The sequence below is a fragment of the Synechococcus sp. BMK-MC-1 genome (assembly GCF_014279955.1).
Taxonomy (GTDB): domain Bacteria; phylum Cyanobacteriota; class Cyanobacteriia; order PCC-6307; family Cyanobiaceae; genus Synechococcus_C.
The window spans coordinates 2,183,262-2,204,180 of sequence record NZ_CP047939.1; the positions used below are offsets into that span (position 1 = coordinate 2,183,262).

15 protein-coding genes are annotated in these 20,919 nt (G+C 57.3%); 11 read left to right on the plus strand and 4 right to left on the minus strand.

What is annotated here, in order from left to right:
- Positions 1 to 17: 17 nt before the first annotated feature.
- The 7 genes from SynBMKMC1_RS12370 to SynBMKMC1_RS12400 all read left to right on the plus strand — a co-directional run bounded on the left by SynBMKMC1_RS12370 (position 18) and on the right by SynBMKMC1_RS12400 (position 11,563).
- Entirely contained in the window at positions 18 to 296 is a 279-nt protein-coding gene (locus tag SynBMKMC1_RS12370) for a hypothetical protein (protein WP_186471952.1), read from the plus strand.
- Positions 293 to 2,860 carry a DUF3854 domain-containing protein gene (locus SynBMKMC1_RS12375; RefSeq protein WP_186471953.1) on the plus strand — a complete coding sequence of 856 codons (2,568 nt, stop codon included), beginning with the start codon at positions 293 to 295 and terminating at the stop codon, positions 2,858 to 2,860. The genes SynBMKMC1_RS12370 and SynBMKMC1_RS12375 overlap by 4 nt, the downstream gene beginning before the upstream one ends.
- Before the next feature lie 70 nt (positions 2,861 to 2,930).
- Positions 2,931 to 4,628, plus strand: a complete 1,698-nt coding sequence (locus tag SynBMKMC1_RS12380) for a class I SAM-dependent DNA methyltransferase (protein ID WP_255486198.1) — start codon at positions 2,931 to 2,933, stop codon at positions 4,626 to 4,628.
- On the plus strand, positions 4,618 to 5,955 hold the full coding sequence (locus SynBMKMC1_RS12385) for a restriction endonuclease subunit S (RefSeq protein WP_186471955.1): 1,338 nt from the start codon (positions 4,618 to 4,620) through the stop codon (positions 5,953 to 5,955). Before SynBMKMC1_RS12380 ends, SynBMKMC1_RS12385 begins: the two co-directional genes overlap by 11 nt.
- Complete coding sequence (locus tag SynBMKMC1_RS12390) at positions 5,955 to 9,059, plus strand: type I restriction endonuclease subunit R (protein ID WP_186471956.1); 3,105 nt, start codon at positions 5,955 to 5,957, stop codon at positions 9,057 to 9,059. The genes SynBMKMC1_RS12385 and SynBMKMC1_RS12390 overlap by 1 nt, the downstream gene beginning before the upstream one ends.
- Positions 9,060 to 10,147: 1,088 nt before the next feature.
- On the plus strand, positions 10,148 to 10,555 hold the full coding sequence (locus SynBMKMC1_RS12395; RefSeq protein ID WP_186471957.1) for a hypothetical protein: 408 nt from the start codon (positions 10,148 to 10,150) through the stop codon (positions 10,553 to 10,555).
- 90 nt (positions 10,556 to 10,645) lie between these two features.
- Positions 10,646 to 11,563: a restriction endonuclease gene (locus tag SynBMKMC1_RS12400; protein ID WP_186471958.1), complete on the plus strand. Its 918-nt coding sequence runs from the start codon at positions 10,646 to 10,648 to the stop codon at positions 11,561 to 11,563.
- A gap of 153 nt (positions 11,564 to 11,716) precedes the next feature.
- On the opposite strand, the gene SynBMKMC1_RS12405 is transcribed toward SynBMKMC1_RS12400, so the two are convergent.
- Positions 11,717 to 12,613, minus strand: a complete 897-nt coding sequence (locus SynBMKMC1_RS12405; RefSeq protein WP_255486404.1) for a tyrosine-type recombinase/integrase — start codon at positions 12,611 to 12,613, stop codon at positions 11,717 to 11,719.
- Between the two features lie 461 nt (positions 12,614 to 13,074).
- Here SynBMKMC1_RS12405 and SynBMKMC1_RS12415 point away from each other — a divergent pair, with 461 nt between their 5' ends.
- A complete protein-coding gene (locus tag SynBMKMC1_RS12415) occupies positions 13,075 to 14,247 on the plus strand; it encodes a class I SAM-dependent RNA methyltransferase (RefSeq protein ID WP_186471959.1) in 1,173 nt (390 codons plus the stop codon).
- A 3-nt stretch (positions 14,248 to 14,250) separates the two neighbouring features.
- Here SynBMKMC1_RS12415 and SynBMKMC1_RS12420 read toward each other — a convergent pair whose 3' ends face one another.
- Positions 14,251 to 14,649: a phage holin family protein gene (locus SynBMKMC1_RS12420; RefSeq protein WP_011934011.1), complete on the minus strand. Its 399-nt coding sequence runs from the start codon at positions 14,647 to 14,649 to the stop codon at positions 14,251 to 14,253.
- Positions 14,646 to 15,086 carry a hypothetical protein gene (locus SynBMKMC1_RS12425; RefSeq protein WP_255486199.1) on the minus strand — a complete coding sequence of 147 codons (441 nt, stop codon included), beginning with the start codon at positions 15,084 to 15,086 and terminating at the stop codon, positions 14,646 to 14,648. Before SynBMKMC1_RS12425 ends, SynBMKMC1_RS12420 begins: the two co-directional genes overlap by 4 nt.
- Positions 15,087 to 15,140: 54 nt before the next feature.
- Here SynBMKMC1_RS12425 and SynBMKMC1_RS12430 point away from each other — a divergent pair, with 54 nt between their 5' ends.
- The 3 genes from SynBMKMC1_RS12430 (at position 15,141) to SynBMKMC1_RS12440 (ending at position 20,452) form a co-directional block, all read left to right on the plus strand.
- A complete protein-coding gene (locus SynBMKMC1_RS12430; protein WP_186471961.1) occupies positions 15,141 to 15,527 on the plus strand; it encodes a hypothetical protein in 387 nt (128 codons plus the stop codon).
- A 131-nt stretch (positions 15,528 to 15,658) separates the two neighbouring features.
- A complete protein-coding gene (gene smc / locus SynBMKMC1_RS12435; protein WP_370593921.1) occupies positions 15,659 to 19,210 on the plus strand; it encodes a chromosome segregation protein SMC in 3,552 nt (1,183 codons plus the stop codon).
- Between the two features lie 60 nt (positions 19,211 to 19,270).
- Positions 19,271 to 20,452 (plus strand): PRC-barrel domain-containing protein, encoded by a 1,182-nt coding sequence (locus SynBMKMC1_RS12440; RefSeq protein ID WP_186471963.1) that lies wholly within the window; start codon positions 19,271 to 19,273, stop codon positions 20,450 to 20,452.
- Between the two features lie 30 nt (positions 20,453 to 20,482).
- Here the strand turns inward: SynBMKMC1_RS12440 and msrB are convergent, their stop codons facing one another.
- Positions 20,483 to 20,896 (minus strand): peptide-methionine (R)-S-oxide reductase MsrB, encoded by a 414-nt coding sequence (gene msrB, locus SynBMKMC1_RS12445; RefSeq protein WP_186471964.1) that lies wholly within the window; start codon positions 20,894 to 20,896, stop codon positions 20,483 to 20,485.
- Positions 20,897 to 20,919 lie beyond the last annotated feature (23 nt).

A 20,919-nucleotide genomic window follows, 5' to 3' on the forward strand; every position in this document is an offset into this window, starting at 1 on the left:
GGGTGCGACTCATCGCAATGGCGATTGCTTCAAAACCACCACTATTTCCACAAACAGCAGCAACAACAGCCGAAGTCGCTCAAGCGGCGCGACTTTCAGTCGAGACCATTCTTCGTTTGAAACGGCTTGCACACAAAGGCCCCTTCCAGCGTGGACGTGACTGGCAATTTGTCGGCCTAGGCGCTCGGAAGATCCGATGGAACAAAGAGCAAGCTATCCAAAGCTTGTGGAACCACAAACGACAGCCAAGCGAAGAGGTTGAAACATTCTCGCGTGATGGAGCGCCGCGCTCATGAAAATGCCTCCCGAGGGGGAGGCACTGGCGAATGATTCCAACCCAATTGTATCGGCGCTTGCCGGTAGTCACTGGAACGCCAGCTCAGACAACAGCCTCGCGGTTGATGGTCTCGATGCCATCCCGTACGAAACACTTGAAGACAGCGGCATCCCGCGTGATGTTGCCGATCAGCTCAACTACCGGAATCTGACTCCGGCTGATGTTGAGGATGCCCTCGGCTATGAAATGCCAGGTTGCTGGGGTATCACATACACCAATCCAGATGGCAGCAACGTCCTGGTGGATGGCAAGCCATTTGTCCGGGTGCGATGCCCAGAAGGGGTGAAGCCCAAATACAGAACGCGCAAGGGCTCAGGTAACCGGATCTACTTCAGCCCGCTGCTGGATCCAGCAATGCTTACAAGCGGTAAGCCCCTGCTGATTACCGTGGGTGAGAAGTGCACTGACAGCGCCAATCACCATGGCTTCCCATGCATTGGCCTTGCTGGAGTTCACAACTGGAAGGACAAGACGAGCCCCGATGGCTTGGCAGAGCTGAAAGAGATCAATTTCAAGGAGGGACGCCAGATCCTGATCTGCTTTGACTCGGACCTCACCACCAACCCAAATGTCTTGGAAGCGGGGCACAAGCTTGCCCAGTGGCTGTGTCATCCAGAGAGTCCTCGTCGTGCAGAGCCTTACTTTGTCCAGCTCCCTTGCGAGCTAAACGGTGACAAAAATGGCGTCGATGACTTTTTGGCTCGTCATGGCTCTGATGCTCTCCAACGGCTGATCGAAATTGCCCAACTAGCAGGACGCTGGGTTGACTGCGAGTCAACTGATCCACTGACAGGGGAACCAACGACCAAGCACAAGTGGAAGCGCCTCTGGGAGCCAGAGCAGAAGAACCCTCACTTCATCGCTGTGATGCTGTCCACGGTGATGAAGGAAAGCTATGCCGACAATCCAGAGGTTGGCATCTATCAATGGTGCGATACGCACTGGTCACGTCTACCCGGCAAACGACCACTGCATCCACCAACACATCACTGGATGGATCGCGAGCGATTCCATACCCGTGGTGACGGTCGGATCAACACCATCGTCCACGAGGCCCAGGACTATCTGGAGGTTCGTCACTGGGACAGTCCCAACCTGACGGCTTTCGCCAACGGCACGTACGACGCTGATCATGATGTCCTTTTGCCTGGCCACCGTCAGGAGGATCGGCTCACGTTCTGTTTTCCGTTTGATCGTGACCCCAATGCCGAATGCCCTCGCTTTCTGGCGTTCCTAGGGGAAACCTTCAAGAACGCAGATGGCATGCCTGATCCTGCGGCAATTCACCTTCTCCGTGCTGCAATCCGTTGGACTGTTTGCCCTAAAGACCGGAGCAAACCATTCCCTTATGAACGTGGATTTGATGTTCAAGGCCCGCGCGGCAGTGGCAAGGGCACATTGGCCGAAGTGCTTCAAGCCTTGGTTGGTGGATCGCATGGTGCTGTCCATCTCCGTTCATGCGACTACAGCGACCCCAATGCCCTAGCCGATGGCATCGGTAAAAAGATGGCCATCGATACTGATGCCGCTGGCTTCTTGGCAGATGTCGACACCTACAACAAGGTGTGCAGCAATGAACCTGTCAAAACCAAGATCCTCTACAAGGATATTGGTTCAACCAGGCTCGGCATTGTTCCTTGGCGTTTCTACAACGACAAGCCTTCTAATTCACAGGCCAATGATGAGGGCATGACTCGCAGAGTCATTACTTTCGTCATCCGTGAATCCGTCAAAAAGAAGGATTACGGGCTGAAGGACAAGCTAATCGCAGAAATTTCTGGGATCTATTGGTGGGCGATGTCGATGTCAGAGCCTGAAATGGCTCGTGCGTTCGAGACTGCCGGCGGCGTTGACAGCATCCGCCAGGCGTCACTGGAGTCTCGATTGGATGCCAACCCGTGGCTGGTTTGGCTGATGGAGGTGTTCCCGAACGGACTTGAAGAGACTCAAGCCTCGATTCTGTATGGAATGTTCAGGCGGTGGTTCAAGGAGGACTTCGGCGGAAGTCAAGTGATGAGCCGGAAGGCTCTCTGCACTCGGTTGAAGAAACTGATCCCCTACCAAATGGTCTACCAGCGCGAGCTCAATGGTCGATCAATGTACCGAATCCTCCCGATCACCAAGGAAAAAGTCGAGGCGTATTTCGACCTGAAGCCTTTTGGTCGAGGATCAGATCCTCTACCAGTCGATGATTCTGACACCAACCCTCTACCAGAAAAGTCCGTTTGCATGAATGGATCTGAGCGATTAGTAGCGGATCGAGAGGGTTATGGTCCACTGTCTGTTAAAGGTAGAAATCAGTCAGTTAATGCGTCTAATTCCCGTGTATTAAAAGGTTCCGGGATAAACCCTCTCGATCCTCTACCAAGTGGCATTTTGACCAATCGTCAGTTGGTGCAACGCGCAATCGATGGAGGATGCACCGACGTCGATCAGGTCCTTGAGTGGGTTCCAAAACATCATCACACCAAGGTCGGCAGGCGTGATGCCGAGCGGTGCTTTAAGGAACTGTATCCACAATGAAAGCCCCCTCCATCCAAGTGAGGCGCAGTGCCTCAAGGCAGGGCAAAATCACAACACGACAGAGACCTCCGTGACGGACTCGGCAAACAACCCTCTTACCCAAGCAGCAGACCAGGCACCTGCTGGCCTGGATGACTTGCTGGCATCTGTGCGCTCAGACGATGAGGAGAAACCCAAGAAGCGAGGGCGGAAGAAGAAGGAAGCACCCGCCAAGGACTTCAAGGCAGTGCTCTGGGCATCAGCGGACAAACTCCGTGCCCAGATGGATGCTGCCGAATACAAGCATCTGGTCCTGGGACTGATCTTCCTCAAATACATCTCCGACACCTTCGTGGAGCAGCAGCAGAAGGTGCTGGCGACGGTGAGCAACCCAGAGTCCGACTACTACCTGGGCGATGACCCAGCAGATCACCAGGAAGCACTGGAAGATCGGGACTACTACACCCAGGAGAACGTGTTCTGGGTTCCTGCTGATGCCCGCTGGGAATCCCTGAGAAACCAGGCAAAGCAACCCGACATCGGGCAACTCATTGACCGAGCACTGGGTGCCATTCAGAACGAGAACCCCACGCTTCAGGGGAAGTTGGACAAGCGGTTTGGTGCTGCCCGACTGGAACCAGGACGAATGGGGGAACTGGTGGACCTCATCTCCACCATCGGGTTTGGCGAAGGAAAGAAGTCAGGCGATGTCCTGGGTGAGGTCTACGAGTATTTCCTTGGTCAGTTCGCCAGTGCCGAGGGCAAGAAGGGCGGTCAGTTCTATACGCCTGCCCATGTGGTGAAGACCTTGGTTGCTGTGTTGGCACCTCACAAGGGTCGGGTTTATGACCCCTGCTGTGGATCGGGCGGCATGTTCGTCCAGAGCGAGCGGTTCGTTGAAAGTCACGGCGGGCGACGTGATGACATCTCCATCTATGGGCAGGAGAGCAACCCCACCACTTGGCGGTTGGCAGCGATGAACCTGGCGATCCGTGGGTTTGCTGCTGACCTCGGACAGGAACCTGCTGACACCTTTGCCCGTGACCAGCACCCCGACCAGAAGTTCGACTACATCCTTGCCAACCCACCGTTCAACATCTCGGACTGGGGCGGGGAGAAATACGACAGCGACCCCCGCTGGACGTTTGGGCGTCCACCTGCTGGCAATGCCAACTACGCCTGGTTACAGCACATGCTCTGGAAACTTCGCCCTGGCGGTGAAGCAGGTGTGGTGCTCGCCAATGGATCGATGAGTTCCAACACCAGCGGTGAAGGGCAGATCCGTGAGGCGATGGTTCGTGGTGATGTGGTCGAGGTGATGGTGGCGCTGCCTGGGCAGTTGTTCCTCAACACTCAGATCCCTGTATGCCTTTGGTTCCTGACCAACGACAAGACCCATCGTGGTCGTGATAGACGAGGGGAGACCCTGTTCATCGATGCCCGCCAGATGGGGTCGATGGTTAGTCGAGTGGAGCGAGTGCTCACCGACGAGGACATCGCCAAGGTTGCTGACACTGTTCATTCCTGGCGTGGTGATGATGAGGTCGAGAACCCCTACGAAGATGTTTCTGGGTTCTGCTATTCCGCCAAGTTCGAGGAGATCGAGAAGAACAGTTTCGTTCTGACGCCTGGTCGCTACGTGGGAGCAGCGGATCTAGAAGAGGACGATGAACCCTTTGATCAGAAGATGAAGCGCCTTACTGCTCGTCTCAAGCGGCAGCAGGAAGAAGGGGCAAGGTTAGATCAAAAAATCACCGAGAATCTAAGGAGGGTTGGATATGAGTTCTGACTTTTTCCCCATCACTATCGGTGAATGCTGTGACCTCACGACTGGTTTCCCTTTTAAAAGCGCTCATTACATAGATAACGAAACGGGAGTCCGTTTAGTCAGGGGCGATAACATTATTCAAGGGTCGCTGAGATGGGATGGTGTTAAGAGATGGGATCCCGATAATCTTGATGGAGCGTTAGAGGCGAAATACTCCCTAAGAGAAGATGATGTCGTGCTGGCGATGGATCGCCCTTGGATAGAAGCGGGTCTTAAATACTCGTCAATAAGTAAAAATGATCTTCCATGTCTTCTTGTTCAACGAGTTGCCCGACTTAGAGCAAAGGGAGGCGTCCAGCAGAGGTTGCTGAAATATATAATTGGCAGCAAATCATTTACTCATCACGTCCTATCCATTCAGACAGGAACTGCTGTTCCACATATAAGTGCCAAGCAAATATCCGAATACTCGTTCCTACTCCCTCCCGAAGGCGACCAAAAAGCGATCGTCAATATACTGGGTACACTTGACGACAAGATTGAACTAAATCGAAACACCAACGAAACCCTCGAAGGCATAGCGACGGCGCTATTCAAGTCCTGGTTTGTGGATTTTGATCCTGTAAGAGCAAAGGCAGAAGGGCGACCGACTGGACTGCCCGATGAGGTCAGCGAGTTATTTTCCGATTCCTTGGAGGAGGCGGAACTTGGAGAGATTCCGAGTGGGTGGAGCGTTTCATCAATCAAAGATCAGTCTTCTTATCTTTCCAGGGGAATCTCGCCAAAATACTGTGAGGATGATGAGGGCGTAGTGGTCCTCAACCAGAAATGTATTAGAGGTGGTGCTATCGATTTCTCTAAATCAAGAAGGCACGATCCTTCTTATAAGAAGATAGAAGGAAGAGCGATCTCAAGGTTTGACTGCCTTGTTAATTCAACAGGAGTCGGAACCCTTGGTCGAGTAGCAATTGTTCCTGAGTTGGAATTCGGAGATGTCATTGTTGATTCACATGTCACGATTGTTAGAGGGATAAGTGAGCATTCAACATTCTATTTGACCAATGCCCTTCTAAATCGCCAGCAAGAAATAGAAGCGCTTGGGCAAGGTTCTACTGGTCAAACTGAACTATCTAGAACAGTTCTTGGAGATATGGCATTGGTTATGCCTCCAGAAGATCTTTTACACGCTTTCTATTCCTCGGCAGTTTGCCTATTTGAGAAAAGATGGTTAAACGAAGCGACATCGGCAACTCTTTCTTCACTTAGAGATGCTCTTCTTCCCCGCCTCATCTCAGGCGAACTACGAGTCCCTGATGCCGAGAAGATGCTTGAGGAGGCAGGTATCTGATGGCATTCATCTCAGAAGACGATCTGGAGCAGATGTCCCTGGATTGGTTCCAGGAGATCGGATACACCTTGATTCATGGACCACTCCTTGCTCCTGATGGAGAAACCCCAGAGCGAGATGACTTCCGCCAGGTGGTGCTCACGGGTCGTCTTCGCTCGGCACTGACGAAACTCAACCCAGGGGTGCCAGCGGCAACCATTGAGTCAGCAGTCCTCCAACTGGCGAACCCCAATACGCCTGGTCTGCTGCCATCCAACCGTCAGTTCCACCGCTGGATAACGACGGGTCTGCCCATTACCTACATGGATGGGAACCAAGAGGTCGGCATCCGCCTCAAGGTGATCGGGTTTGACGACCCCAAATCCAACGACTGGTTGGTGGTGAACCAGTTGGCGATCCAGGGTCCGAAGCACAACCGTCGCCCTGATGTCGTCGTCTACCTGAACGGTCTGCCGATAGCAGTCCTGGAACTGAAGAACCCTGCTGACGAGAAGGCAGATATCTGGGCAGCGTTCAACCAACTCCAGACCTACAAGGACAACATCCCCGACCTCTTCACCTCCAACGTTTTGATGGTGATCAGCGATGGCACCTATGCCCGTGTGGGGTCGCTATCCGCTTCCAAGGAACGCTTCCAGCAGTGGAGGGTGATCGACGCTGAGCAAGACCTTGATCCTCTGGGCAAGTTCCGTGAACTGGAGACGTTGATCCGTGGTCTCTTTGATCAAAAGCGTCTGCTCGACTTCATCCGTTACTTCTGCCTGTTTGAGGACGACGGAAAGATCATCAAGAAAATCGCTGCTTACCACCAGTTCCACGCCGTAAGGGCAGCAGTGGAGCGGGTGGCAGAAGCAAGCAAACCAGAAGGCGACCGTAAAGGTGGTGTGGTCTGGCACACACAAGGTGCTGGCAAGAGCATCGAGATGGCATGTCTGGCGGGCAAGTTGCTCACCGACCCACGTCTCCAGAACCCAACGCTGGTGATGGTCACCGACCGTCAGGACCTCGATGGGCAGTTGTTTGGAGTGTTTGCTGGGGCAAAGGACCTTCTGGGTGAAACTCCTCAGAAAGCAAACACCAGACAGGAACTTCGGGACTTGCTCGCCAACCGACCCAGCGGCGGAATCATCTTCACCACCATCCAGAAGTTCGGCACCGAAGAGGGTGAGGACAAGTTCCCAACCCTGAGCGACCGCCACAACGTTGTGGTGATCTGTGACGAGGCACACAGGACCCAATACGGATTCAAGGGTCGCCTCGACACCAAAACAGGCGAGATCAAATACGGACTGGCAAAGGCACTCAGGGATGCCCTACCCGAGGCAACCTTCCTTGCCTTCACGGGAACACCCATCTCCCAAGACGACCGTGACACCCAAGCGGTCTTTGGTCATTACGTCTCCGTTTACGACATCCAGCAGGCAGTGGAAGACGGTGCCACTGTCCCGATCTACTACGAGTCCCGACTGGCGAAGTTGGGGTTGAAGGAGAGCGTCCTTGCTGGCGTGGACGACAAGGTGGATGACCTGTTCACCGATGAGGATGACATCCCTGCTGCTGAGCGAGCAAAGAGTCGTTGGGCAGCACTGGAAGCATTGGTGGGTGCTGAACCTCGCCTGAAGCAGGTGGCAGCAGATCTGGTCTCTCACTACGAGCAGAGATCCAAAACCCAACCAGGGAAAGCAATGGTTGTGGCGATGAGTCGGGATATCTGTGCCCGCCTCTATGACGCCATCGTTGCTCTACGCCCTGATTGGCACGACACCGATTCGAGCAAAGGTGCCATCAAGGTCGTGATGACGGCATCGGCATCAGATGAACCCCATCTCCAACCTCACCACACCAGCAAGCAGCAAAAGAAGGACCTTGAGAAGCGGTTCAAGGACCCTGCTGACCCCTTGAAGATCGTGATCGTCCGAGACATGTGGTTAACGGGATTCGATGCCCCGTGTATGGCGACCATGTATGTCGACAAACCCATGAAGGGGGCGAACCTTGCTCAGGCAATCGCCCGTGTGAACAGGGTTTTCAAGGACAAACCAGGCGGTCTGATCGTCGATTACATCGGCATCGCTCCTCAACTCAAAGAGGCACTGGCGGACTACACCCAAGCAAAGGGCAAAGGCAAACCAACCCTCGACACCAGTGAGGCGGTTCGGATCCTCAAGGAGCAACTCCAGATCGCCAAGGACATACTTCACCCCGTCGATTGGAGCGGGTTCAGGGAGAAGGGCAAAGCACTTGAACTGATCTCCAACTGCCTGGATCACATCCTTGGCATTGCTGATGGCAAGCAAAGGTTCTGTGACACCGTTCTGAAGGTGACCAAGGCATTTGCCCTTTGTGGCACCACGGAAGAGGCGATGGCGGTGACCGAAGAGGTGGCATTCCTTCAGGCAGTGAGAGCACCCCTGATCAAGGGCGAAGGGGGAGGTGGTGGTGGCGTTGACGTGAACTACGAACTCCAGCAACTGCTGTCTGAGTCGCTGGTGGCAGAGGGCGTCATGGATGTCTTCAAGGTTGCTGGTCTGAAGAACCCCGACATCAGCATCATGTCGGACCAGTTCCTGGCAGAGGTTGCCAAGATCCCCCAGAAGAATCTGGCGGTGGAACTACTCCAGCGTCTGATCAAGGATGAACTGAAGACCAAGTTCAAGACCAACATCGTCAAGCAGAAGCGGTTCAGTGAACTGCTAACGGCATCGCTGAACAAATACTCCAACCGTGCTGTTGAAGCGGCACAGGTGATCGCTGAACTGATCGAGATGGCGAAGACGTTCCGAGAGGAACTGGAGCGTGGCGTTGCCCTGGGTCTGACTGATGCCGAGGTTGCCTTCTACGACGCCCTGGCCAACAACCCTTCAGCACAGGAACTGATGAAGGAAGACGTGCTAGCGACCATGGCAAGGGAACTGGCGGAGATGCTCAGACGTGACGCCACCATCGACTGGCAGTTCAAGGAGAACGTCAGGGCGAAACTCCGCCTCAAGATCAAGACGCTGCTCAAGCGATACAGATACCCGCCAGATCAACAAGCATCGGCGGTCGAAACGGTGCTCCTTCAGGCAGAGACCCTTGGTGAGGATCTTGTGGAGGTGGCGTAATCGGAGCAGAAGACCATACTTATACTGACAAGATGATGATCAAGCCCCGACATTCCTAGGCGATCTAATTGATGCCAACCCACTGTTCAGGCAGGCGCCCAATAGCAGCTCAAATGCTCACAATCACATTGCGTGATGTGCGGCCATTGGTCGAACCACAGCAGGTTTCTATTGCGTTGCCTGAGATGGGGCAACCGCTCTCTCTGTCGTGGCAATTCCAACGTGGTGGCTGTTTTGGGCCTCAATCGTCAGCTGCTATGAATCAGCGGCAACAGATTCCGCGAAAGCAGCGTGAACAATCAGAGTCAGATCTAGATCGTGGTGCAACTGGCGGTTGGCATTTGCTTCTCATTTGTCCGGTTTGCTCTAAACCCCGGAAAAAGCTATTTGCCCATTCCTGGGCAGAAAAGTTACGGCCTGACTGCAGGCTATGGGCCTGCGGGCCGTGTCACCGCGTGACCTACGAAAGTTGCAATAGGCCAGGTTCAAAGCGAAGACCCAAGGCATGTAGCTATGACTTTCGCAAACATGAAGAAGCAGCATTAAGGATCAAGCGTGACTACATGAAGCTGAATCCGGAAGATGAAGGGCTTCCAGCACACTTGCTTGCCCTAAAACCATCGGCAGACAACAAGATGCACTGGGAGCGATGGACAGCCCTTTGCCAGCTCGTGAGTGCCCATGAAACACTAGCTCTTGGAGCCTATGCCCAACGAATCAATAGTCTGAGTAAAACATCTGGGGAAGACTTATCAACGATCAATTTCAGTTCACTGCTTGATCAAGCACAGCAAACTCTTCTACAAAACAGCTGGGCCACTAGGCAAAGCAGCTGGCACCGACATGGAAGGCCGCGGCCTGGCCCAGAAGGGCGTTGTACGTGAACAGTGGGTATCGGACCCGCGAATCATGGCTACGATCGGGGCAGAATTCTTTAAATGCCATGCAACCAAAGCGATTTGAGCAGCGCCAGACCTTGGAGGTTTCGTGGTTCACGGACAGCGTGACCTGCTCTAAGATGGTTATCGAAACTGCCCATTAGATAGTCATGCAAAAAACCGAATTACCCCTTTGAGGAATTACACAAGATGCCTGCATCATTAGATTCATTCATCGGAATCGTCATTGGAGCAATTCTTCAGTATATTATTACTCGTCACTTAAGCATCACAAAACATCATCGCGACCCGCGAACAAAGGCTTATATAGATTACTTAAAAGCAGTTTGCGAACAATCAAATGTTGACATACAAAACCGTGATTCGCTGAAAAGTGATCTTAGAATAAAAGTTGCAGACGCTAAGTGCCGTATTTGCTTGTACGGTTCCAGAGCTGCGATCCAATCCTTCGCTGAGTTTGAGAAGGCTGGCGCTAATATCACTAGAAATCCCGCCAAAATCACTGAAATGGTTGTAATAATGCGGAATGACTCGAAAAGAGAGAAGGCTGCCTCTAAAGACATAGAATCAATGCTTATTGGAAAGCTAAATGCATAACATAGCTCTCCATTTGGCTTTCATGGCGCTACGCATCAGTTGCGCAAGTGAGCTCGACGTTAATCGACAAGCAAAGGTCAGAGAAGAACCATGACCGTGCCAGCCTTTCAAACTTGGTTTATGCCTCTGCTGCAGCAAGTCGCAGATGGTGATGCTCATAAATTAGCAACCTTGTACGAGGAATTGGCTGATCAGATGAATCTCTCAGAACAAGATCGCCGCGAAAAACTACCGAGTGGCAAGCAACTTACATATAGGAACAGAATCGGTTGGGCAAGAACGTACCTAAAGAAGGCTGGTCTCATCGAATCTCCTAGTCGTGGGCTTTGTCGTATCACAGATCGAGGGAGATCTTTACTCGAAGATCCTCCTGACAAGCTAAATGTGCGGTTTTTGAAGCAATACCCGGAGTTCATTGACTTTCATACCTATACCGGCCCCGCTGAACCGTCATCTCATGGTGGCGATATTGAGGAAAATGAGTCCTCTACTACTCCCGAAGAAAAACTAGAAAAATCGTACTCTGCTCTGAAGGAAGATCTGGCCCAAGATCTACTGGATCGAGTCAAAGCAGCACCACCCGTTTTCTTTGAGTCGCTGGTTGTAGAACTACTTCTCCGTATGGGGTATGGCGGCTCGCGGGAAGATGCTGGCCGTACAATTGGTGGGTCTGGTGATGGCGGCGTTGATGGAATTATCAATGAAGACCGGCTTGGTCTAGATGTTGTGTATATCCAGGCCAAGCGCTGGGAAGCCTCTGTTGGCCGCCCAGTTGTTCAAGCATTCGCCGGCAGCCTGGAGGGCGTTCGCGCTCGAAAAGGTGTGCTCATTACTACATCGACTTTCACTGCTGATGCTCGCCACTATGTAACGCAGATAGAGAAGCGGATCGTTCTTGTCGATGGGCAACAACTTTCCCATCTAATGTTTGAGCACAACCTAGGCGTTAGTTCGGTTGCGTCCTATGACGTCAAACAAATAGACAGTGACTTTTTTGAGGAGACGTAGTGTTGTCGCCTAACCAATCGTTGCAGCGGGCGTTCGACACTGTGTCCTTTAGCTGCCTTATTAGCGACATCGTCAAACGCCGCTGAACTCTGCCGTTAGGCATTCAAGTGAACAAGTTCCAATGTCTGATTGGATTGACGGACTCTCTTTACATTATCCAAGTCGTAGAGAAGAGCTGTCTTCAGGGTTGGCGGCAACGGAATGACCAATCGTTGCTGATGAGCTGTAGCAATGGGTTGTTTGGAGGTCAAAAAGAGTTGTCCCCCGGCGAACAGAATGCGTGGCATGCGTGTATCGGCAGCGTTGTGGATCGATCTGCACCCCAACCACCTTTCCCCACTTCGCCATACGAGCTCCAATCGCCTGACGAGTAATCGGAGCATCACGGCGGTCGCTCGGGAACAACCAATCCTCAGGCTCGCCGCGGCCCAAGGTCTCAAATAAATCAATCGTCGCCGTACTGACACGAATCGTGCGGGGCTCTTTACTTCCCTTCCCGACAAGCTTCATCTGTCCGCCACCCTCTAATCGTTGAAGATCCTGCCAACGGAGCAGCCTTAGCTCAGACACGCGACAACCAATCAGATACGAACCGCGGACCATGACGTAGTCACGCGCCGCAATGGCTGAACCCTTGTCCTTCGCGGCACTGATGACGCCGAGCACTGATGTCAGATCAACCTCGGATAGCGGCTTGGCCAGCGTTGCTGCCGTCATTCCTGTTCTTCGGGGGACTGGGTTCCGCGGCACTCCTGTCACAGTTGACCTTGTCGGTTCCGCGGCCCACCGGTAAAAAGCGCTCACGGCACTGATGCGGCGGTTGAAGGAGCGCGGCTTCAGCTCTCCGGCCTCGACTTGTTCCCGCAGAGAAGAGATCCAGACATCCACCAAAGCGGGATCGAGTTCCCTCAGGTGCAGGTGTGGGTGGTTCTGGTCACGCCAGCTGATGAAGTGTCGCAGCTCTCGGCGATAACCATCCTTGGTTTCCTGAGAACCAGTGCGACTGCACTGTTCAAGGAATCGCTTGAGGAGGAGCTTGTCCCCCCACAGCACGGCACCGGCCTGGGCGGCATCGAAAAGGCTGCTGACGTAGGCCAACGCCTCTGCTTTATCGAGCCCCGCCAGAACAGGTGGGAGGCTGGCATCACTTTTGGCATCACCGCGATTTTTGGGAAGTGGCGTAATTCCGTCTTCCCTTGCGGTGGAATGGTTTGAGGGCCCTTCCAGGCCCCATGAGTCATTTGGGTGATAAGGCTGACTTCACCCCATCTCCCCTAAGGGTCAGGCAGCAACAGGGGCTGCTTGACGGGAGAAACGAACGATGTTGTTCGCAGTTACGGTTTTGCTCTCACCGAGCAGGCTTCAGTCACCCTCCTCATGCCCCGTCGAAACCATTGCAGCCCCGGAAAGGGGGAATGGAGCTGAGCGGAATCGAACCGCTGTCCGAAACACTGGTGTGGATCACCTAGTCCGGAAGATCCGGACACTGCCATTCTGACAGCAGTGGTGACGTGGAGCACAGCAGCGTGGGGAGGGAACACCGCCATCCACCCAAACGGCTGCCCTGCATCGCCGTGCTGCCCCAGGGCCTCGAAGCCATCGGTGCTGACGAACTCAGTGCCCTTGGCGCCAAAGAGGTGAAGCCCTTGCGCCGTGCGGCGTCTTTTGAAGCCGACATGGCCTGCCTCTACAGGCTGCATCTACAGGCGCGATTGCCGTTTCGCCTGCTGCGCGAAATGAGCCATTTCCGCTGCAATGGGCGTGATGACCTCTACGACGGCATCCAGCAGGCCCTCGACTGGGAACGTTGGTTGCATCCCTCCATGAGCTTCCGGGTGGATGTCACCGGCACGGCCCCGGGCCTGAACCACAGCCATTTCACGGCCCTTCAGGTGAAAAATGCGGTGATCGATCGGCAGCGGGACCTTTGGGGAGAACGCTCGTCCATCGACCTTGAAGAGCCCGATCTGAACCTGCACCTGCATCTGCACCGCGGCGAAGCCACACTCAGCCTCGATGGCTCCGGCGGCAGCCTGCACCGGCGCGGTTACCGCGCGGCCATGGGCGCGGCGCCCTTGAAGGAAAATCTGGCCGCTGGTCTGATCCGACTCTCCGGATGGGATGGCACAACACCCCTTGTGGATCCTCTCTGCGGTTCCGGCACCCTGCTGATCGAAGCAGCAGCCATGGCGTTGCAGCTTCCAGCAGGACTCGATCGTGTCTTCGCTCTTGAAAGCTGGGCTGATTTCAACCTGGATCAATGGAACGCTGAACGACAACGCGCTCAGGGCCGGGCATGCCGGGAGCGGAAGCTTCCTCTGATTCAAGGATTTGAAGCCGATCCCAGCATCGCCGATCAAGCCAGGGCCAACGTTCAGGCCGCAGGCCTGGAGCACAGCGTTGAGATCAAGACGGGATCGTTCCACAACTTCGCCCTGCCCCAGGGACCTGGAACGCTGGTGTGCAATCCGCCCTATGGCGAACGCATCGGCGCGGGAAGCGATCTGGAGAGTCTTTATTCCGATCTGGGCCGCTACGCCAAAGAGCACGCATCGGGATGGGCGCTGTGGGTGCTCAGCGGCAACCCCCAGCTCACTGGAGCCCTGCGCATGAAGGCCACGCGCAGGATTCCGATCAGCAATGGCGGCATCGACTGCCGCTGGTTGCACTACGACGTGCGCTGAAGCTCAGCGGCCGAGAACAGCGCGGGTCGTGCGTGACAGTCCCTCAAGGGTCTGGGGCAGGTAAGGGCCCTTGGCCAGCATCCCTCCCACGCGCAGGCTGATGCCAGCCACCACCAGGTTGAGCACAGCCAAACCGAGTAACGCTTGAAGCAGGGACCACTCCCAAGCCTCGAGCACCCAAACCAACAGGGCGGCTTCTGCGGCCACCAAGGCCAGCAGCATCAAGGTGCCACCCATCGCCAGAAACACGCCACCACTGATCAAGCGGCGTTTTTCACGATCCACCTCTTGGAGTGCAATGCGCACATGCAGATCCATCACGGAACCCGCCAGCGCCGTCACCCTGGCGGCTGCGCCAAGCCCGCGCGGACGAGGCTCTTGGGAACGCGGCAGTTCGCTCATGAGGACCGCCGACCGCCGCTGAGCAACGCACCCACCAACACCCCGATTCCAGCAGCCACAGCCACAGAGAGGAGAGGCCGCTCCCGCAGGGGCTTCTCGATTTTCGGCCGCAGGGTGCGGTTGAGATCATCCAGCAACTGCTCAAGCTGCTCTTCGAGGGGCTCAAGACTGTCAGCCAGATGGCGGGACCGGTCTCCGGCCTGATGCATCAGCTCCTCAAGCTGATGGCGCACCGTCATCGAGGCTCGATCGGAGTGCGTGGCAATCAGATGCACCACATCATCAAGGCTTCCGCGGGTCGCTTCCAGCGCCTGATGGGTCACTTCCGGCCAGCGCCGCTGAATCTCAGGCAGGAGCGTTTCAAAGCGATCTCTGAAGCGATGCGCCAGATCCTGGGGTTCCGTAGTCGACTCGGCAGGGGATGGAGCTGAATCCATGGCGATCCTGGTGGCCACCTGCAGGGTAGGGGTGGTGTCCTGCGGATGAAACCCATGCCCGTCGATCCACACCGATACGTGCTGCTTGAGCATTTCGGCGCCCCGGATGATCCCCGTGGTTGCCACCTCGACCTCCTGCTGGAAGACGGTGACAGTTGCCGCAGCTGGCGGCTGGAAACGATCCCGCTCCTCAACGGCCCTGGCCAGCGCGCCACGCCGCTCCCCCCCCACCGGCTGGTCTGGCTCGATCGAGAGGCCGCAGCGGTGTCGGGAGGACGGGGTTGGGCGCGACGGGTGGTGGGAGGGCACTACCGCGGCACTCTTCCAGCCACGTCGGATACGCCGTTCAGCCTTGACCTTGAAGGGATGGCGGCGATCGGGATGCCGGATACCGTCTGTCTCTCCCTGATCGGAGGACTGTGCCGCCTCAGCCAGCCTTGAGGTGAACAACCTGTACGCAACGCTTGAGCTTTTCAAGGGCTTCGCTAATTTCAATGCGCTGACAGCCGTGCCCCCTGTTGGTTCATATCAATCAAGTTGGGCTCACGCACTTCAAGTCCTTCGGCGGGGCGATGACCATCCCCCTGGAGCCGGGCTTCACGGTGGTGACCGGGCCGAACGGATCCGGCAAAAGCAACATTCTCGATGGCGTGCTGTTCTGCCTGGGGCTCGCTAACAGCCGTGGCATGCGCGCCGATCGCTTGCCCGATCTTGTGAACAGCGGGGTTCTCAAGGCTGGCAAGTCTGCTGAAACCACGGTGAGCGTGCGCCTCGACCTCTCGGACTGGCAACCCGATGCCGCCGAAGAGGGCATCGAGGCTCCAGAGGAAGGTCCCTGGATCAGGCCTGATCAAACCGAGTGGACGGTGACCCGCAAATTACGGGTGATGCCGGGCGGCTCCTACAGCAGCAGTTACAGCGCCGACGGAATCCCTTGCAACCTGCAGCAGCTCCAAACCCAGCTGCGACGGCTCCGCATCGACCCCGAGGGAAGCAACGTGGTGATGCAGGGGGATGTGACCCGCATCGTGTCGATGAGCAACCGGGACCGCCGCGGCCTCATCGATGAATTGGCGGGGGTGGCCTTGTTCGACACCCGCATCGAACAGACCCGCAGAAAACTCGACGACGTACAGGAACGGCAGGAACGCTGCCGGATCGTGGAACAGGAACTTCTGGCCGCACGTCAGCGGCTGGAGAAGGATTGCGCCAAGGCTCGGGCCTATCAGGAGCTGCGTGAACAGCTCCAGATGGGTCGCCGGCAGGAGCTGGTTTTGGCTTACGAAGCCGCCCAGGCCGAGCGCCGCCGCCTGCAGCAGCGGCATCAAGACCTCGGTGATCAAGACACCCGCGACTCCCAAGCCCTGGAGGAGCAGGAAACAACACTGCAAGAAGCGGCCACCAAGCTGAAAACCCTTCAGGACAACGTCAAGGCGCTGGGGGAAGACCAGTTGCTGGGTGTGCAGGCTGAGCTGGCTGGCCTCGATCCCCAAAACCGGGAACTGGAGCGGCAGGCCGCGCAGCACCAGCAGGAGGGGGAACGGCTTCAGGCCGTGCGCCATGACCTCCAGGCACGCCGAGGACAGATCCAGTCCGAATCGGAGTCGCTTCGGCTCAGCGCTGATCCAAGCGGGCTCGCCCAGGCGGAACAGGATTGCCGGGATGCGGAAGCCGCCGTGGAGCGCTCCCGACGCCAGCTCGGTGAAGTGGCCGGCCGTTCAGGCACCTGGATTGAGGAGCAACGCCAGCGCAGCTCCCGACGCCAGCAATTGCAGGCCTCCCTGGCCCCCCTGCAGGAAGAGCGTCAGCAACTCAAAGAGCGGCTGCGCCAAGCAGAAGAGCGCAGGCTCGACCTGGAGCAGGAGCGGGATCAAGACGGCGCGGAAGACCACAAGGTGCAGACGCTTCTGGCGCAACTCGAACAGGAATGGCAAGCCCTGCTCAACACGATCCGTACAGGACAGGAGCAGCTGCAGCAGCTGGCGGAGTCGTTGGCGATTCAGCAGCGCACCCGCACCCGTTTGGCACAGGAGCAGACCCGACTCGAACGGGACATCGCACGCCAGGACAGTCGGCGTGAAGCCCTTCAGGAGAGCCGCGGCACTGGAGCCCTGCGCCTTCTGCTCGAATCAGGACTGGAGGGAATCCATGGGCCGGTCGCCCAGCTCGGCGAAGTGGAAGACCGCCATCGCATGGCCCTCGAGGTGGCGGCCGGCGCGCGCATGGGCCAGGTGGTGGTGGATGACGACCGCATCGCGGCACGGGCCATCGATCTCCTCAAGAGCCGCAGAGCCGGACGACTCACCTTTCTGCCACTCAACAAGATCCGGGCTCCCGGCGGTGGCGGCGGCGCCGCCATGGCCCGTGGTCGCAGACCGGACGGCGGCAACGCCGATGGCCTGATCGGCAGAGCCGTCGATTTGATTCGCTACGAACCGATTTACGGCGACGTGTTCGCCTACGTCTTCGGTGACACCCAGGTGTTCACGGACCTGGGCAGTGCACGCCGCGTCCTGGGCCGCTCCCGCGCTGTCACCCTCGACGGCGAACTTCTGGAGAAGAGCGGAGCCATGACCGGCGGAAGCCTGGGGCAGCGCAGTGGCGGCCTGAGCTTCGGCGTCAGCAACGAGGGTGACGACGCGGCTCCCCTGCGCCAACGCCTCCTGGAGCTGGGAGAAACCCTGGCTGCCTGCTGCCGGGAAGAGCAACGCTTAACGGCACAACTTGAGGAGCAGCGCCCCGGATTGCGCCAACTTGAGCAACGCCAGGCAGCCCTGGAGGCGGAACGCCAAGCAGCGCGCCGCTCCCACGGCCCCCTGCTGGAACGGCTGCAGCAACGCCAGCGCAGGCTGCAAGAGCTGCAGGAAACAGGCAGCCAGGAGAGCCGTCGGCTCCAGGAGATCGAGACGGCGCTGACGCCGCTGCAGACCGAGCTCCAGCAACTGGATCAGCAGGACTCCAAGGAGGAAAGCAACGCAGACGCCGAGCGCTGGCAAGCCCTCCAACAGACCCTGGAACAGGCCGACGGAGCCCTGGAGACGGCCCGCCGTCAGCGCGACACCTTGCTGCAGAAGGACCGGGAGCGGCAGATGTCGGGCCAGCGCTTGGCCGATCAGCTGCAGGCTGTCGAGCGCGAGGAGCAATCCCTCCAGGAAGCGGTGAAAACCCTTGCCGAAACCCATGGCCGTTGGAAACAGCAGCAGCAGGATCTGAAAACGCGGCGCGATGCCCTCAACGCGCAACAGCAGGAGCTGCAGACTCGCTTCGGCGAGGAACGTCGCGCCCGCGATGAAGCGGAGGCCGCCGTTGCGGAGCTACGCCAGGCGCTGCAGCAGGCGCGCTGGAACCTGGAACGGTTGCGTGAGGAACGCGTGAGCATGGAGGAGCAGTTGCGCAGCGGCAGCCTTCGCCTGGAGGAACTGAAGTCCTCCCTTCCAGACCCGCTGCCGGAGATCAGCGACGCCATTCGTGAGGGTGGAGTGGAGGCCCTGCAAGAGCAACTCCAGCAACTGCAACGGCGCATGGAGGCCCTCGAGCCAGTGAACATGCTGGCGCTGGAAGAGCTACAGGAGCTCGAACAACGCCTCGGCGATCTCGGCGAACGCCTGGATGTGCTGAGCCAGGAACGGGAAGAACTGCTGCTTCGGATCGGAACGGTGGCCACGCTCCGCCAGGAGGCCTTCATGGAGGCTTTCGAGGCGGTGGATGGTCATTTCCGCGAGATTTTCGCGAGCCTCTCCGATGGCGACGGCAAGCTCCAACTCGACAATGCCGATGACCCTCTCGAGGGAGGCCTGACCCTGGTCGCCCACCCCAAGGGCAAGGCCGTGCGTCGTCTGGCAGCCATGTCAGGCGGAGAGAAATCCCTCACCGCACTGAGCTTCCTGTTTGCGCTGCAACGCTTCAGGCCATCGCCCTTTTACGCCCTTGATGAAGTGGACAGTTTTCTGGACGGGGTGAATGTGGAACGTTTGGCGGCGCTGATCGCCCGGCAGGCCGAACAAGCCCAGTTCCTTGTGGTGAGCCACCGCAGGCCCATGATCGGTGCCTCGACCAGAACCATCGGTGTGACCCAGGCTCGGGGCGCTCACACCCAGGTGATTGGCCTCCCGGATGCCGCCTGACGGGCCGGTTTCTGCTCCTTGCGTCAAAATGGCGCCAATCCCTCCGGCTGAGGCCTGCGGTTGAGTGTGTCGTCGTCTTCCAATGATCCCCTGGCCAACGTGCCCAGTGATCGCCTCTGGCTGAGATCAGAGCTGATGGGCACCCAGGTGATCACCCGTGACACCGGGCGCCGCCTCGGGGTGGTGGGTGAGGTGATTGTGGACATTGACGGCCGCGAGGTCGTCGCCCTCGGTTTACGTGACAACCCCCTCACCCGATTCCTTCCGGGGCTCCCCCGCTGGATGCCCCTCGATCGCATCCGTCAGGTGGGCGACGTGATCCTTGTCGATTCCGCCGATTCTCTGAGTGAAGCCTTTTCACCTGAGCGTTACAGCCGGGTGATCAACTGCCAGGTGATCACCGAGTCGGGCCAGCAGCTCGGCAGGGTTCTCGGCTTCTCCTTCGATATCGAAACCGGAGAACTCACCACCCTGGTCACAGGGGCCGTGGGCGTGCCCCTGTTGGGTGAAGGCGTTCTCAGCACCTGGGAGATCCCGGTCGAAGAGATCGTGAGCAGCGGTGCTGACCGAATCATTGTGTATGAGGGCGCTGAGGACAAGCTCAAGCAGCTCAACAGTGGCTTTCTTGAAAAGTTGGGCGTTGGTGGCCCCAGCTGGGAAGAGCAGGAACGCGAGCGCTACCGGGTGAACGTGGTGCCTGTGGAGAATCAGTTGAGCTCTGGCCAGAGCGCTGAAGACACGCCCAGGCAACTCGAGGCCTCCTCCTCTCAGAGGTTTGACGCGGATCAGGCCGAACTGGAATACGTGGAGCTGGAGCAGCCCCGCCAGGACGAAGTTCGCCGCAGGCGCTACCTCGACGAACTCCCCCTGGAGGAAGAACCTGGGCGCTACGAACCCCAAGAGCGCTACCAGCCTCAAGAGCGCTACGAGTCTGAACAGCGCTACGAACCCCAAGAGCGCTACCAGCCTCAAGAGCGCTACGAGTCTGAACAGCGCAACGAACCCCAAGAGCGTTACGAGCAGCCCAGGAATGATCCGTCCCGTGACGTTGATCAGGACCGGGACTTCGACCGCCAGCCGCCGCAATTTGACGAGACCCCACCTCAGCCGCGTCCCGATCGACGACCCCGGCCAGCATCACGGCGGCCCATCGAGCGGCCCGGAGAACCCCTGGACGTGGAGCCCATGGATCAAGAGCCTCAACCCCGATCGCCAAGGGAACCGATGGATGATCCTTGGTAGATCAAAGGGTTGAGGCGCTGAGCTGTCGTCTTAGCCCTTGAACTGAAGCGACGCGCTGTTCACGCAGTAACGCTGCCCTGTAGGCGCTGGGCCATCCGGAAACACATGCCCGAGGTGGGCATCACAACGGGCACAGAGAATTTCAGTGCGCACCATGCCGTGGGTCCGATCCTCCTTGGTGCGAATCGCCCCTGAGCTCACTCCATCCCAGAAACTCGGCCAGCCGGTTCCGGACTCGAACTTGGTGCTCGAACTGAACAGCGGCGCATCGCAGCAGATGCAGTGATAGGTGCCGTCGTCCTTGTGATTCCAATAAGCCCCGGTAAAGGCGCGTTCCGTCCCCCCCTGCCGAGCAACCTGAAATTGCTCGGGGGTGAGCTGCTGTCGCCATTCTTCGGGAGAGCGCTCCATGCGATCGCCTTCAGCGGGGAGGGAGCCTGACATCAAGTTGAGGCAATTGGCGCGGA